We start from the raw sequence: 12,984 nt of genomic DNA on the forward strand, positions 1-12,984 counted from the left end.
AAACGTCAGCGCCGGGTGGCGAAACGCTGATTGGTGCGGATCAGTTGATCGAGGATGCCGGGTTCGTCGAATGAGTGCCCCGCCCCTTCAATAATGTGCAGCTCGGCTTCCGGCCAGACCTGCGCCAGATCCCAGGCGTTTTGCACCTGACAGGCCATATCATAGCGACCATGAACAATGACCGCCGGAATATGGCGGATGCGTTCCACATTTTTCAGCAACTGGTCGTCTGTTTCCAGAAAGCCCATGTGCGTAAAGTAGTGATTCTCGATGCGGGCAAACGCCAGCGCGAAATTGTCCTCACCAAAGGAGGCCGAACCTTCCGCAGGCAGAAGTGTGACGGTCTCCCCTTCCCACAGGCTCCAGATTTTCGCGGCCTCGAGCTGAACGGCACGATCATCCGACGTCAGGCGCGCACGATAAGCGGCGATCACGTCTTTACGTTCTTCCTCTGACAGAATCGACAAAATACGTTGCCATTTCTCCGGGAAAAAGCGCGATGCGCCATCCTGATAATACCAGGTCAGTTCCTGCTTACGCAGCGTGAAGATACCGCGCAGCACCAGTTCACTGACATGTTCCGGATGGGTTTCCGCGTAGGCCAGCGCCAGTGTTGACCCCCACGAACCCCCGAACACCAGCCATTTATCGACACCGGCCATTTTACGCAACCGCTCGATATCCTCGACCAGATGCCAGGTCGTGTTGTTATCAAGGCTGGCGTGCGGGATCGAACGTCCGCAGCCACGCTGATCAAACAACATGACGTCATAATCATTAGGATCAAACAACTGGCGGTGTACTGATGAACAGCCGCCGCCCGGCCCGCCGTGGAGAAATACCGCTGGCTTGCCTTCCGGATTTCCGCTGCGTTCCCAGTAAATTTGGTGACCGTCACCCGTATCAAGCATGCCGCTGGCATACGCTTCCCGGGGCGGATATAACCCTTTTAATTTTGGCATGACATTTCCTGTTCTATTCGGCCAGTGTATTGATAAATGTGCTTACATCTTAATAACAGCGCATTGGCCCACTTACAACAAGTGGTTATCTCCAAAAACCGTTGTTTTGCATGCCGTTCGCATACTTATCGCGCAATTTGATTGCATCTCATGCCAGCCGGTGAAATGACACTCCTCTGTAAAGTATTGTGGGATACACGAAGGTGCTTGCAACTGACCTGAATTAAGCAGTAAATAGGTGAGCAACCCAATCCACCCGCTTTAGAGAGGCAATTATGAGTAAAGGAATGGATAGCAAAAAGAATGCGAAGAAAAAGCCATTGAAAACACCAGCCGAAAAAAAGGCTGATAAAAAAGCCAAGAAAGCTTCTGCTTAACACTGGTCTTCGTAGATCAAACCCGCCGAGAGCGGGTTTTTTTATTTCACCGTCATACTTCACATCATAGGGCATTGGCTGCGTTGACTCACCCGAATCACTGACCTCTGTCAGCTCATCGGGATTCGCTCTGTTGCCGCCTGCCATTCGAATGATTCAGGGGAAGAGCCTGATACTCAGCTTTTCGTCGCCAGCGCCAGCACAAAGGCATATTCCAGCGCGATATCTTCGTAGGCTTTGAAACGACCGGATTTGCCACCGTGGCCGGAATCCATATCGGTATGCATCAGCAACTGGTTATCGTTAGTTTTCAGCTCACGTAATTTCGCCACCCATTTGGCCGGTTCCCAGTATTGCACCTGCGAATCATGCAGACCGGTGGTCACCAGCATATGCGGGTAAGCCTGCGCACGCACCTGATCGTACGGGCTGTATTGCAGCATGTAATCGTAAAAGGCTTTGTCGTTCGGATTGCCCCACTCGTCGTATTCCCCGGTGGTCAGGGGAATAGATTCATCAAGCATGGTGGTCACCACGTCAACAAACGGCACCTGCGCCACAATGCCGTGATACAGCTCCGGCGCCTGATTAATGATCGCCCCCATCAGCAAACCACCTGCACTGCCGCCCATGGCATACACCTGTCCGCTATCGCCATAGCCTTCGGCAACCAGTTCTTTGGTCACGTCGATAAAATCATGGAACGTATTGAGTTTATTGAACAGTTTGCCATCGTCATACCATTGCTGACCTAATTCTGCCCCGCCGCGGATATGCGCCAGCGCAAAGACAAAACCCCGGTCGAGTAAACTCAGACGGCTGCCGCTGAATGCCGGATCCATACTGCTGCCGTAGGAACCGTAACCGTACACCAGCAACGGATTTTCATTCGGTTTAAACAGTTCGCGACGGTAGACCAGTGACACCGGCACTTTCACGCCATCGCGTGCCGTCACCCAGACACGTTCACTGCGGTAATTGGCCGCATCAAAATCTTTCACTTCCTGCTGTTTGAGCAACGTACGGTCATGGGTATCCAGATCGAGTTCAAACAGCGTGCTCGGCATGGTCATGGAGGAGTACCCATAGCGCAGCAATGCGGTATCCGGTTCCGGGTTGTAGGCCAGCCAGGTGGTGTAAGTCGGGTCATCAAAGGCCAGCGATTTTTCCTCACCGGTTTTCCAGTGGATCTGGCGCAACTGCGTCAGTCCCTGATGGCGTTCTTCCACCACCAGCCAGTCACGGAACAGACTAAAACCTTCGAGCATCACTTCGATTCGCGGTGCAATCAGCGTCTGCCAGCTGGCTTCCGTGCCATTCTCTCCTTTGTACAGGCCGAAGTTTTTACCGTCTTTATTGGAGCGAATATAGAAATGCCCGAGGTAATGATCGAGGGCATATTCATGGTCTTTACGACGCGAGAGAAACACCTGCGGTGTGGCCTGCGGATCATCGGCATCCAGCAGCAGGATCTCCGACGTCGTGGTGCTGTCGAGATGGATCAGGATGTATTTTTCTGACGTAGTTTTATCCAGCCCGACGTAAAACGTGTCGTCTTTCTCTTCATACACCAGCTTGTCGGTTTTCGGATCGGTGCCGACTACGTGACGATAAACCTGATACGGCAGCAGGGTTTTCTTGTGTTTGCGCACGTAATACAGCGTCTGCGAATCGTTGGCCCATTCGCTGCTGCCGGAGGTGTTTTTCAGCAGATCGTCAGTCCAGGTGTCGTCATCGAGTTTTTTAATGCGAATGTCATACTGACGGCGGGAAAGAAAATCTTCCGCCACGGCCATTAGCTGATTATCCGGGCTGATATCCAGACCGCCCAGCGTGTAAAACTCACTGTCTTTGGCGCGTTCATTACCGTCAATCAGCGTGCTCCAGTGCTCCTGTTCAGCGGCTGGCTGGCGCAGATAGATGGCGTATTCGTTGCCCGGCTCATAGCGGGTCTGATAGCGGTAGCCATGCTTCACGTAAGGAACGGAATGATCCTGCTGCGCGATACGCGCGACCATTTCGCCGTACAGGGTTTCGCGCAGCGCCTGATGTGGCTGCATGGCCTGTGCGGTAAATTCGTTTTCAGCGGTCAGATAAGCCAGAACCTGAGGATCGGCGCGGTCATCGTCACGCAGCCAGTAGTAATTATCGACGCGGTTATCGCCGTGTGCACTCAGGGTTTGCGGGCGTTTTTCAGCCTTTGGAGGTGTCATCATCTCGGGATCTCTTTGTCCTCTTTGCGGTGTGACAAGAGTGACAGGTTTAGGCAGGGAAACCAAGAGACGTCAATGCGGGGAAATAATGCGTCCGCTAAGGGATAACGGACGCCGTCGGACGTTTATACCGGTGCGCTGTAGCTGATTTCGCCGATCTGGCAGTTCAGGCTTACCTGATAGGTTTTATCGGTGTGATCGCCACGCACTTTCAGCGGGATATTCCATCGGGCGTTATCACCGCTGATGCTGTCCGTCACCACCCAGGCCACCGGTGTCGACGTGCCGAGCACTTTTTTATCCGCATCCCAGCGCGGGATGCGGTTTTGCAGGAAATCACGTTTGACCAGCGCCGCCACATCATCTTTGGTGGCCGTGGAACATGGCGTGATGGTGGCCGTTCTGACTTCCGCATCATCAGCGTGCGCGACCTGGCTCAGTCCGCTCATTCCTGCTACTGCCATCACAACGCCTAAGATTATCTTTTTCATCGTTCGTCTTCCTGTCTTTGTCGTTCATTGAGTTGACCTTACCGGACAATATCCCTACTCAAGATAAGGTCATCACCTGCGTCAGATAATATAATCCTCAACAAGGCAATAACACAACATTAACAATAAGACGTTCAACGCAAAGCGAAAAGAAAATCTGTCAGCGCAGGATAATGGCTTTGCAATTCTTGCCTTTGATTTTCCCTTCCTGCAAACGTTGCAGTGCTTTCTTCGCGCTTTTCTGGCGGATCGCCACATAAGCATGCACCGGGAACATATCGATTTTACCGACTTCAGCGGCGGTCAGCCCGGCATCACCGGTCAGCGCGCCCAGAATATCACCGGGACGGATTTTGGCTTTACGGCCACCGTCAATGCACAGGGTCGCCATTTCAGGATCCAGTGCCACCGGCGCGGCGGCCAGTGCCTGTGCAGCGGGCTGCCAGGTAAACCGCTGGCGGGTGTAATCTTCCAGCGCGGTCACACGCGGCATTTCCTGCGGCGTCACCAGGCTGACCGCCAGACCGCTCGTCCCTGCGCGACCGGTACGGCCCACGCGGTGAACGTGAACTTCCGGATCGAAAGAGAGTTCGTAGTTGATCACCAGACCTAACTGTTTAATGTCCAGTCCACGCGCCGCCACGTCTGTCGCCACCAGCACACGGCAACTGCCGTTGGAGAAACGCACCAGCACGCGGTCGCGGTCACGCTGTTCAAGGTCACCGTTCAGCGCCAGCGCACTGATGCCTTTTGCCTTCAGGTCATCACACACATCCTGACAATCGCGTTTGGTGTTACAGAACACCACGCAGGAGGTCGGCTGATGCTGATACAGCACCGCAGCCAGCAGGGATAAACGTTGCTGCTTACCGGCTTCAATAAAGATCTGCTGAATATCAGCAATGTCGTCTTCGCCTTCGATTTCCACTTTCAGCGGCTGACGCTGGAATTTAGAACTGATGCGCTCGATGCCGTCCGGATAGGTCGCGGAGAACAGCAGCGTCTGGCGGTTTTGCGGCGTATAGCTCACCACATCTTCGATGTCTTCGCTAAAGCCCATGTCCAGCATGCGGTCGGCTTCATCCAGCACCAGCACTTTCAGCTCGTCCAGTTTCAGCGTGCCCTTGCGCAGATGCTCCTGAATACGTCCCGGCGTACCGACCACAATGTGCGGCGGATGCACCAGTGATTCGAGCTGAGGCCCGATAGCCTGCCCCCCGCAAAGGGTGAGAATTTTGATGTTCTGGGTAAAACGCGCCAGACGGCGTAATTCTTTGCTGACCTGATCGGCCAGTTCGCGGGTCGGACACAGGACCAGAGCCTGCGCCACAAACTGTGAAACGGTGATGCTGTTCAGCAAACCGATACCGAAGGCGGCGGTTTTACCGCTGCCGGTTTTGGCTTTGGCGCGGACGTCCTGACCCAGCAGGATGGCGGGCAACGACGCTTCCTGAATCGGGGTCATTTCGGTGTAACCCAGTTCATTCAGGTTAGAAAGTTGCTCAGCGGGTAATGTCAGGGCGGAAAAGGAATGCGTGCTCAAGGCGATAACTCTTTATGTGAGGCAAAAATCGGGGCAGCGGCAGGATGTCTGACGCCATGGTTTGGGTAAATGATAACAGAGACGCCCGCAGACTGCCTTAAACGGCAGAAAACGGACTGAAAAAATTCGCTAAACCCGGCTTTTCTCCCCGACGTAAATTTAGTGGCGATGCCGCGCAATCGTTTTCGTCGGCATTAATTTCAGATATACTGCGCGCCGAAATTCCTATTTTCCCTCACACAGATCTGGGTACGAAGCTATGTTAACCATTGGTACTGCACTGCGCACCGGCGCCACCCGCGTCATGTTATTAGGCTCTGGCGAGCTGGGCAAAGAAGTGGCGATCGAATGCCAGCGTCTTGGTCTGGAAGTGATCGCCGTCGATCGCTACGCCGACGCACCGGCGATGCAGGTCGCCCACCGCAGCCACGTTATTAACATGCTGGACGGCGACGCACTGAAACAGGTTATCGAAAGCGAACGTCCTGATTTTATCGTGCCGGAAATCGAAGCCATTGCCACCAGCATGCTGGTCGAGCTGGAAAAACAGGGCCACAACGTGGTGCCGTGTGCCGAAGCAACACGCCTGACCATGAACCGCGAAGGCATCCGCCGTCTGGCCGCTGAGACGCTGCAACTGCCGACCTCGACATACCAGTTTGCCGATAACGAAGACACTTTCCGTCAGGCCATCGATACCATCGGCTACCCGTGCATTATCAAACCGGTCATGAGTTCTTCCGGTAAAGGCCAGAGCCTGATCCGCGGTGCCGATCAGTTGCAGGCGGCGTGGGATTACGCCCAGCAAGGCGGCCGTGCGGGCGGCGGACGTGTGATTGTGGAAGGTCTGGTGAAGTTTGATTTTGAAATCACCCTGCTGACGATCAGCGCCGTTGACGGCATTCACTTCTGTGCGCCCATCGGCCACCGTCAGGAAGACGGTGATTACCGCGAATCCTGGCAGCCACAGCAGATGACCGAACTGGCGTTACAGCGTGCGAAAGACATCGCGGAAAAAGTGGTGAAGGCGCTCGGCGGCAAAGGTCTGTTCGGTGTTGAGCTGTTTGTGTGCGGCGATGAGGTGATCTTCAGCGAAGTGTCGCCACGTCCGCACGATACCGGCATGGTGACCCTGATTTCACAGGATTTGTCCGAGTTTGCCCTGCATGTGCGTGCGTTCCTCGGTCTTCCGGTGGGCAATATCCGCCAGTTTGGCCCGGCCGCCTCTGCCGTTATCCTGCCGGAACTGACCAGCAATAACGTCACCTTTACCGGACTGGAAAATGCACTGACCGGTTACAACCAGATCCGTCTGTTCGGTAAGCCGGAAATCAGCGGTAAACGCCGTCTGGGTGTAGCACTGGCGATTGCTGACAACGTGGAAGACGCGGTGGAACGCGCCAAACAGGCGGCGGCTGCGGTGGTTGTTAAAGGCTAAGCGATTCGTTGTTCTGAGTCGAAAAAGAGACGAAAAAAAACCGGACGCCTGAAAAGGGTCCGGTTTTTCTTTGCGGGGAATAACCTCCCCGGTCAGCGACTTATTCGTCTTCGTCATCAAAAATGACGGTGACGCGATCGCCTTTGTGCGATTCGCGGATTTCTGCTGCTACGGTCGCAATGGCTTCGCCGCTGCTCATACCGGTTTCCATTAACTGGCGGATACGATCGGCGGCCTGTTCTTGTTCATGATGCGATAATGAAGGCATACCTGTCAGCATGGGAGTGTCCTGTTGTACTGGGTGAAAATAAAAGCCCGCACGGTGCGCGGCTGCACAGTATACGCCTTATCAGCGCAATTCGCCTGCGCTGCTTTCAGGCCCTCCGATCTGTGTTAGGATCCGGATAAAATACGCCATCGCGCCAGAGAATCTCAGACCTGTCATGCAATCCGCTCAATCCGTTGTTTTTCATTCATTGCCTTATCAGCCCGATGCCTTAACAGAACGCTTCGCGCCACTTTCCGCCCTGCCGTGGGCGATGTTGCTGCATTCCGGTTCGGCGCAGCATCAGCATAACCGTTTCGATATTCTGGTGGCCGATCCGCTGATCACGCTGACCACCCGCGGCGGCCTGACGCAGATTGACCACCAGGGCGTGACGGAATCGCGGGCTGAGGAGCCTTTTGCTTTGCTGGAAGAACAACTCGCGGTGGCAGGATTGCGGGCTGAAAGCTCTCCAGATTTTCCTTTTCTGGGCGGCGCGCTGGGGCTGTTTGGCTATGATCTGGGACGCCGTGTCGAAACCCTGCCTGAGACGGCAGAACGCGATATCGATCTGCCGGATATGGCGGTGGGGATATATGACTGGGCGCTGATTGCCGATCACCACTTACAGCGTCTGACGCTGATTTGCCACGGTGACGCCGCCGGACGTTTACGCTGGCTGGCGCAATATCCGCACGCGCCTTCTGCTGCTCCGTTCCGTCTGCGTGCGCCGTGGCAGGCCAATATGAGCCGCGAGGAATATGGCGCAAAATTCCGCCAGATTCAGGAATACATTCACAGCGGCGACTGCTACCAGATCAATCTGGCGCAGCGATTTTCCACCCATTACAGCGGCGATGAATGGCAGGCGTTCCTGCGACTGAATCAGGCCAACCGCGCGCCCTTCTCGGCTTTCCTGCGGCTGCCGGAAAATGCCGTGCTCTGCCTTTCGCCCGAGCGTTTTATCTGGCTGAAGGACCATCAGATCCAGACCCGTCCGATTAAAGGCACGCTGCCACGCTGTGAAGATCCGGCGGAAGATGCCCGGCAGGCGGAACGTCTGGCGGCCTCGGAGAAAGACCGCGCCGAGAACCTGATGATTGTCGATTTACTGCGTAACGATATTGGCCGCGTGGCGACGCCCGGCAGCGTGCGGGTGCCGGAATTATTTGTGGTTGAACCCTTTCCCGCCGTCCATCATCTGGTCAGCACCATCACCGCTCAGTTGCCGCCAACCTGTCATGCCAGCGCCTTGCTGCGCGCCTGCTTCCCCGGCGGTTCCATTACCGGCGCACCGAAAGTACGGGCGATGGAAATTATCGAAGAACTTGAACCGCAACGGCGCAACGGCTACTGCGGCAGCATCGCTTATCTGAGTTGCTGCGGCACGATGGACAGCAACATTACCATCCGCACCTTGCTCACCGCACAGGGCAAAATTTACTGCTGGGCGGGAGGCGGGATTGTCGCAGACAGTCAGGAACAGGCGGAATATCAGGAAACTTTTGATAAGATTGCCCGTATTCTGCCGGAATTAGGAGACATCCAGCCGTGACAATGCCGGAACAACTTGCGCCAGTAACGACATTCTCACCTGCCGTGGAGGCGTTCATTCTGCGCTTTCAGTTGCAGCAGCCGCGCCAGCCTGTACCGGCGTTGCGCGGAACCCGTCATGCCGCCGTGTTGATCCCGATTATCTGCCGCCCCGAACCGACGTTGTTACTGACGCGCCGTTCTGATCAGTTGCGTAAACACGCCGGTCAGGTGGCGTTTCCGGGCGGAGCCGCGGATGCCACCGATGCCTCGATTATTGCCACCGCATTACGTGAAGCGCAGGAAGAGGTCGCCATCCCGCCCGAGCTTGTTCATGTATTAGGCACGCTTTCGCCGCAGGACAGCAGCAGCGGTTTTCAGGTGACGCCGGTCGTCGGTCTGTTACCGGTGGATGTGCCGCTGCATCCGGCGGAAGATGAAGTCGCCGAGCTGTTCGAAATGCCGTTGCAGGAAGCCTTTGATCTCGCACGTTATCATCCTCTGGATATTCACCGCCGGGGCATACATCACCGGGTGTATTTATCCTGGTATCAGCAGCAATTTGTCTGGGGACTCACGGCAGGAATTATCCGTCAGCTGGCCCGGCAGGTTGAAGTCTGACCTCTCTGATTACATTACGATCACACTTTTGCATCAAATAAGTTTATTTCATGCGAAAAATGAAACTTTTGCCTCTCAGCCCTTTTAAACTATAAGTCTGTCCATAAGAACAAGAGACCCGTCCATAAGGACAACCTCTGCTGTGTTCATTGATGGAAGTCAGGGATCCCGTTCCCTGCCGCAATCTATTACAGGAGTATTCGACGTGATTAGCGTTTTCGACATGTTCAAGGTCGGGATTGGCCCTTCCAGTTCCCATACTTTGGGCCCGATGAAAGCAGGGAAACAGTTCGCTGATGACCTGCTGGAAAAGGGCATGATGCCTGCCGTTACGCGTGTCGCCGTGGACGTTTTTGGTTCTTTGTCCCTGACAGGCAAAGGCCACCACACAGATATCGCCATTATTTTAGGCCTGGCGGGTAACCAGCCAGACACCGTCGACATTGACGGCATTCCCCATTTTATCCGCGACGTTGAGCAACGTGAGCGCCTGCCGCTGGGCACAACTCAGCACGAAGTCGATTTCCCACGCGATACCGGCATGGTATTTCGCGGGGAGAATTTGCCGCGTCACGAGAACGCCATGCAAATCCACGCCTTCGCGGGCGACAAGATGATTTACAGCAAGACGTATTACTCTGTCGGCGGCGGTTTTATTGTTGATGACGAGCATTTCGGCCAGCCGGTACTCGACGAAGTGACCGTGCCGTACAGCTTTAATTCGGCCAGTGAAATGCTGGCAAAATGTAAGGAAACCGGGCTGTCATTATCCGGTCTGGTAATGAAAAACGAGCTGGCTCAGCACAGCAAACAGGACATCGAGCAGTATTTCGAGAAGATCTGGCACACCATGCAGGCGTGTATCGATCGCGGCCTGAATACCGAAGGTGTGTTGCCGGGTCCGCTGCGGGTGCCGCGTCGTGCTTCTGCCCTGCGGCGGATGCTGGTGTCAAATGATAAACTGTCCAGCGACCCGATGAACGTCATCGACTGGGTGAATATGTTTGCGCTGGCAGTTAACGAAGAGAATGCCGCAGGCGGACGTGTGGTCACCGCGCCAACCAACGGGGCGTGCGGCATTGTTCCGGCGGTTCTGGCCTATTACGATCAGTTTATTCAGTCGGTCAGCCCGGACATTTATCTGCGTTACTTCCTGACCTCCGGCGCGATCGGTATTCTGTATAAAATGAACGCCTCTATTTCCGGTGCGGAAGTCGGTTGTCAGGGCGAAGTCGGTGTGGCCTGTTCGATGGCGGCGGCGGGTCTGACGGAACTGCTGGGCGGAAGCCCGGAGCAAGTCTGCGTCGCGGCTGAAATTGGTATGGAACACAATCTGGGTTTAACCTGCGACCCGGTCGCCGGACAGGTTCAGGTGCCATGCATCGAACGCAATGCCATTGCGTCAGTGAAAGCCATTAACGCCGCCCGTATGGCGTTACGCCGCACCAGCGAGCCAAGAGTGTCACTGGATAAAGTCATTGAGACGATGTACGAAACCGGTAAAGACATGAACGCTAAATACCGTGAAACCTCACGCGGTGGTCTGGCAATCAAGGTTCAGTGCGACTGATTTTGTCGCTTTCCTGCGGTGCATCAGGGTGCGTGTTTTTTAACCGCTCCACCGCAGGAAATACCATTACGGGGGAAGCAGGCAGCAATAAAACCTTCGCTAACAACAACCTGTTGTATTATCAAGATATAATAGTTGTGACACTTGCTTTCTACCCTGCACGTACGGCATGCTGATTTCCGCCTGATTTTTCCCGTTCAGAGCGCCCTGCGTTTTACAGCTAATCTCAATAATAATTTAATGGCTGTCACGCACCGGTAACCCCTTAAAAATAATAATTTTGACCTGCATTAATACGGGATAAAAGGATTAGAACGATGCTGTTCTCCCAGACCGGACTGGCGAAGTATCGCTACTATCGCATTGCGCTCGCCAGTGCAATGGGGATATGTACGCTGCTTCTGACCCTTGGCATTCGTATTTACGAACAAGCTCAGGTCATTGCCGAAGACCAACAACGCGTGGCAATTCACACCGTTGAAAAATTAGAAAAGTTGCTTGAGCCTGCTTCCCCGGCGGGAAGAACCCTTCCTGTCGATCAAACCCTCAGCTGTGCGGCGTTGCAACCCGTGATGCAGCAGACCGTCGCACGCATGCAGACGTTGCGTTCCATCAGCCTGGTCAGTGACGGCAAAATCATCTGTTCCAGCCTGGTGGGTACGCTGGATCTGAGCTTCAGTAAAACCCTGCCTTCTCTGGCGCAGGGTAAAACCCAGCTTGAACTTCGCGCGTCCAAATGGAGCCGCGTGGACACGCCGACGCTGGTGCTCTGGCAGCCGACTACGCCGGATAACCTCAACGGTGAACTGTTTGTTTATAACATCGGGATTTTGTCGAATTTCCTGCTCGAACCCCAGCCACCTTACGCCAGTCACATTGTGTTAAATGTCGGCAAGCAAAATCTCGAGTACGGTAAAAATACCATCGTCACCAACAGCGCCCTGCCGCAACCGCCGCTGCTGAGTGCGCAATCGAAGAAATATGATTTTTCCGTGTCCATTTACGGCGAAGAAGCCAGCACGCTGGCCTGGGGAGAACTGCTTTCACACCTGCCGCTGTCGCTTCTGATCAGTCTGCTGACCGCTACGGCGGTGTATCTGCTTTCGGGAAGCCGTATCAGTCTGGCCTACCCGATCAGCCACGGTATTTCACACCGCGAATTTAAAGTCTATTGCCAGCCGATCATTAACAGCACGGATGGCCGCTGCATCGGTGTGGAAACGCTGATGCGCTGGAAAAACCGCCGTCAGGAATGGGTCTCGCCGGATGTGTTTATTCCGCTCGCGGAACAACATGGCTTGATCATCTCGTTGACGCGCTATCTCATCAGAACCGTTGCCGAGAATCTGGCCGTCTTTCCGGCCACACCGGGTTTCTATGTCAGTATTAATGTCGCGGCACAGCACTTTAATAATATGGAAATCGTGGACGATATTCGCCAGCTCTGGCTGCCAGCGCAGCCTTCGGTTTCCCTGATGCTGGAGCTGACCGAGCGGACCCGTTTGCAGGAGTTGCGGGCGGCAGAGATTGCACAGCTAAAAGAAATGGGCATTCTGCTGGCCATTGACGATTTCGGTACCGGCCACAGTTCGCTGAGTTATCTCAAGACGCTGAATCCGGACGTGCTGAAAATTGACCAGGCCTTTACCGCGTCGATTGGTACCGATGCCATCAACGCGACGGTGACGGATACGATCATCACGCTGGCGCAGCGCCTCAATCTGAAGCTGATTGCCGAAGGGGTGGAAACCCGCGAACAGGTGGATTATCTGCGTAAACGCAAGGTCGATTCCTTGCAGGGCTATTATTTTGCCCGTCCGATGCCCATCGAAGTGTTCCCGATCTGGCTGGAGCGTTATAAGAAATCCACCCAGAATATGCCGTTGCAGGATAATCCGGATCTGGCCTGATGGCAGGAAACCGGCTTTCCCTCAACCCTGCAAACGACCATAAAAAACGGCGACCGAAGTC

10 protein-coding genes are annotated in these 12,984 nt (G+C 54.6%); 5 read left to right on the plus strand and 5 right to left on the minus strand.

What is annotated here, in order from left to right; translation table 11 throughout:
• Positions 1 to 5 precede the first annotated feature (5 nt).
• The 4 genes from pip to dbpA form a co-directional block, all read right to left on the minus strand.
• Positions 6 to 962: a prolyl aminopeptidase gene (gene pip / locus J9880_RS00240; protein ID WP_095921400.1), complete on the minus strand. Its 957-nt coding sequence runs from the start codon at positions 960 to 962 to the stop codon at positions 6 to 8.
• A 553-nt stretch (positions 963 to 1,515) separates the two neighbouring features.
• A complete protein-coding gene (locus J9880_RS00245) occupies positions 1,516 to 3,555 on the minus strand; it encodes a S9 family peptidase (protein ID WP_119826420.1) in 2,040 nt (679 codons plus the stop codon).
• Positions 3,556 to 3,677: 122 nt separating this feature from the next.
• Positions 3,678 to 4,043, minus strand: a complete 366-nt coding sequence (yebF, locus tag J9880_RS00250; protein WP_119826422.1) for a protein YebF — start codon at positions 4,041 to 4,043, stop codon at positions 3,678 to 3,680.
• Between the two features lie 160 nt (positions 4,044 to 4,203).
• Positions 4,204 to 5,586, minus strand: coding sequence for an ATP-dependent RNA helicase DbpA (dbpA, locus tag J9880_RS00255; RefSeq protein ID WP_131694450.1), 1,383 nt, complete (start codon positions 5,584 to 5,586; stop codon positions 4,204 to 4,206).
• A gap of 259 nt (positions 5,587 to 5,845) precedes the next feature.
• On the opposite strand from dbpA, the gene purT reads away from it, so the two are divergent.
• Positions 5,846 to 7,024, plus strand: coding sequence for a formate-dependent phosphoribosylglycinamide formyltransferase (purT, locus tag J9880_RS00260; RefSeq protein ID WP_095921396.1), 1,179 nt, complete (start codon positions 5,846 to 5,848; stop codon positions 7,022 to 7,024).
• A gap of 100 nt (positions 7,025 to 7,124) precedes the next feature.
• Here the strand turns inward: purT and J9880_RS00265 are convergent, their stop codons facing one another.
• Positions 7,125 to 7,304 (minus strand): YoaH family protein, encoded by a 180-nt coding sequence (locus tag J9880_RS00265; RefSeq protein WP_095921395.1) that lies wholly within the window; start codon positions 7,302 to 7,304, stop codon positions 7,125 to 7,127.
• A 163-nt stretch (positions 7,305 to 7,467) separates the two neighbouring features.
• On the opposite strand from J9880_RS00265, the gene pabB reads away from it, so the two are divergent.
• From pabB to J9880_RS00285, 4 genes are all read left to right on the plus strand, one after another.
• Complete coding sequence (gene pabB, locus J9880_RS00270; protein WP_131694449.1) at positions 7,468 to 8,844, plus strand: aminodeoxychorismate synthase component 1; 1,377 nt, start codon at positions 7,468 to 7,470, stop codon at positions 8,842 to 8,844.
• A gap of 2 nt (positions 8,845 to 8,846) precedes the next feature.
• Complete coding sequence (locus J9880_RS00275; protein ID WP_195817019.1) at positions 8,847 to 9,443, plus strand: CoA pyrophosphatase; 597 nt, start codon at positions 8,847 to 8,849, stop codon at positions 9,441 to 9,443.
• 205 nt (positions 9,444 to 9,648) lie between these two features.
• Positions 9,649 to 11,013 carry an L-serine ammonia-lyase gene (locus J9880_RS00280; RefSeq protein ID WP_119826433.1) on the plus strand — a complete coding sequence of 455 codons (1,365 nt, stop codon included), beginning with the start codon at positions 9,649 to 9,651 and terminating at the stop codon, positions 11,011 to 11,013.
• A 317-nt stretch (positions 11,014 to 11,330) separates the two neighbouring features.
• Positions 11,331 to 12,923: an EAL domain-containing protein gene (locus J9880_RS00285; RefSeq protein ID WP_095921391.1), complete on the plus strand. Its 1,593-nt coding sequence runs from the start codon at positions 11,331 to 11,333 to the stop codon at positions 12,921 to 12,923.
• Positions 12,924 to 12,984: the final 61 nt, after the last annotated feature.

This window comes from Rahnella victoriana, assembly GCF_021276285.1.
GTDB classification, from domain to species: domain Bacteria; phylum Pseudomonadota; class Gammaproteobacteria; order Enterobacterales; family Enterobacteriaceae; genus Rahnella; species Rahnella victoriana.

Excerpts from the sequence above, each read along its gene's own strand:
- J9880_RS00245 (WP_119826420.1), bottom strand. The coding sequence starts at position 3,555 with ATGATGACACCTCCAAAGGCTGAAAAACGCCCGCAAACCCTGAGTGCA.
- pip (WP_095921400.1), bottom strand. The coding sequence starts at position 962 with ATGCCAAAATTAAAAGGGTTATATCCGCCCCGGGAAGCGTATGCCAGC.
- J9880_RS00285 (WP_095921391.1), top strand. The coding sequence starts at position 11,331 with ATGCTGTTCTCCCAGACCGGACTGGCGAAGTATCGCTACTATCGCATT.
- pabB (WP_131694449.1), top strand. The coding sequence starts at position 7,468 with ATGCAATCCGCTCAATCCGTTGTTTTTCATTCATTGCCTTATCAGCCC.
- purT (WP_095921396.1), top strand. The coding sequence starts at position 5,846 with ATGTTAACCATTGGTACTGCACTGCGCACCGGCGCCACCCGCGTCATG.
- J9880_RS00275 (WP_195817019.1), top strand. The coding sequence starts at position 8,847 with ATGCCGGAACAACTTGCGCCAGTAACGACATTCTCACCTGCCGTGGAG.
- yebF (WP_119826422.1), bottom strand. The coding sequence starts at position 4,043 with ATGAAAAAGATAATCTTAGGCGTTGTGATGGCAGTAGCAGGAATGAGC.
- J9880_RS00265 (WP_095921395.1), bottom strand. The coding sequence starts at position 7,304 with ATGCTGACAGGTATGCCTTCATTATCGCATCATGAACAAGAACAGGCC.